Source organism: uncultured Ralstonia sp. (assembly GCA_913056305.1).
Classification (GTDB): Bacteria; Pseudomonadota; Gammaproteobacteria; order Burkholderiales; family Burkholderiaceae; genus Ralstonia.
Window position 1 is genome coordinate 1 of record CAJXMR010000404.1, and the last position, 2,150, is coordinate 2,150.

Below are 2,150 nucleotides of genomic sequence, written 5' to 3' on the forward strand. Positions count from 1 at the left end.
AAGCCGGGTCCATCATCAGCGTGCGCAGGTACGCCGTACCGGCCAGCTTGACGGGGATCGGCGCAGTCGGTTCGATCGGCAGCACGGCGCGCTGGATGGAGATGCGCGGCCCCAGCTGCGGCGGGTCATCCGCATCGGCCCCGAACTGCTGCAGCCACTTGGCCGCGTTGAACGACACCATGGTCTGCGACTGCGCCAGCTTGAAGCGGCCCTCCTGTCCCATGCCCTTGAGCGCCTGGCCCAGGCCCGGGACGGTGCCGCCCTCCTTCAGGTCCTGGCGCATGGCGGCCATCATCACGCCGGGCTTCTGCGCTTGCGCCTGGGCCGGCGGCGCCTTCATCTCGGTGGAGCGGAACAGCTGGTCGAGGAACTGCTTGCGGCTCAAGAGTGTGGTCGAGTTGATCCACGCATCGCCACCCGGCCAGCCCTTCACGTTGGGCGGCGCAAACAGGTTCTGCCCAAGCTGGGCCGACTTGATCGCGAACGGCGTCGGATCGGAGTACTGCACGTTGAATGCCTTGAGCGTGCCGACAATCATCTCCACCGGCGATTTCACCAGCGTCGCGCGCGTCTGCGGCGCCCAGAACGCCGGCGTCATGAACAGCTCGCGCAGCGCCACCTTGATGTCGTAGCCGCTCGATCGGAACGCGTTGGCGACGCGCTCCACCTGCGCCGTATCCGGATCGGGCGAGACAAACTCGCGCCACAGCTTGGTGACGATGAAGGTGGCGGTCTCCGGCCGCGCGAGCAGGATGTCGAGCATCTGGTCGCCGTCGTAGTCACCGCTCTGGCCGAAGACGGTCTTGCTGCCGGTGTCGTGGATCTGCGGGCGCCAGAGGTAGGCGAAATCGTGGTCGCGATCGACGCTCCAGCCGGTGTAGGCGCGCGCCGCTTCCTTGATGTCCTGCTCGGTGTAGTGGCCCTCACCCAGCGTGAAGAGCTCCATCACCTCGCGGGCGAAGTTCTCGTTGGGCTTGCCCTTGCGGCTCTCGGCGCCATCGAGGTAGACCAGCATCGCCGGATCTTTGGCCGTAGCGTGCAGCATGGCGCCGAAGTTGCCGACGGCATCCTGGCGCAGCAGCACGTTCTGGCGGTACATCAGCTGCGCGAACGGCACCTTCTGCGAGCTGGAGACGAAGTGGTTGTGCCAGAACAGCGTCATGCGCTCGGTCAACGGCGACGGCGTCTTGATCATCTCGCCCATCCACCAGGCGCGCAGCTCCAGCTCACGCGCACCGTTCTTCTGGCGCGCGGCCTTGCGGGCGTCTTCGTCGGGCAGCTTGTTGTAAGGGACGATCGGTTCTGTGACCCAAGCCGGCGGCGGCTGGGTGGCGACGGTGCCGGTCTGGGCCAGCAGCCGGTCGACGGCCTCGCGGCGGGTCAGCCCGGCGTAGGCATCGAGTTCGCTCTCGGCGGGGGAAAAACCGGTGCGGGTGAGGAAGAAGCGCGCGTCTTCGCGGTCCAGGCGCTGCTCTTCAGCGTCTGCGGCCGGCGCCTGGGCGTGGCCGGCGCGGTGCGCGTGGCGCGTGGCCGTCGGCGGCTGGGTCTGCGCCTGGGCAGGAAGGTTGTTGACGATGCCGGCAAACGCCAGCGCCACGGAAATCGTCGTCCAGCCGATGACTCTCATGTCGGTCCCCCGAGTCGACCCCTGCCCACTTGCCGGGGCAGCAACTGGTGCGCCGTTCCCCGGGGCTGACCTACTTACCCGCCACGGTGATAGATATCGCGCGTGACGTCGTAGATGTTCTGACGCAATTGCTTGCGTTCCTCGGGAGACAGCTTGCGCTGCGGGGGTGGCCGGTCGGGGTTCTCGCCACGGCGGTTTTCCATCGCGGCGGCGCGGCGGCCGCGCTCATCGCCGCCATTGCCGCGCCCTGGGCCCGGTCCGTTCCCTTTGTGCGGCCCGCCGGCCTGCATTGCATGCCCGCCGCCGAAAAAGCCGCCGAATCCGCCAAATCCGCCTGACCCGCCGCGATCGTTGCGTGCGTGCGCCGGCAATCCGGCCGCGCACAGGGCGAGCGCACAGGCCAGCAGCGCCAACCGCTGCCGGAACGTCATTGACCGAGTCGAAAAGGGGAGTTGAGAAGCCACGTCCTTGTTGCTGGAAACCGATGCGCCATGCATCATTGCGCGACAATCGATAACAGGCA

Annotated in this window: 2 protein-coding genes; both read right to left on the reverse strand. The window is 67.5% G+C overall.

Annotated features, from left to right (window positions below):
- On the reverse strand, positions 1-1,627 hold a 1,627-nt coding region (locus QZ609_RS26600; RefSeq protein ID WP_295501552.1), incomplete at its 3' end, for a DUF1800 family protein.
- Between the two features lie 74 nt (positions 1,628-1,701).
- Positions 1,702-2,150 (reverse strand): hypothetical protein (locus QZ609_RS26605; protein ID WP_295501555.1); only part of this gene is annotated, 449 nt, incomplete at its 5' end.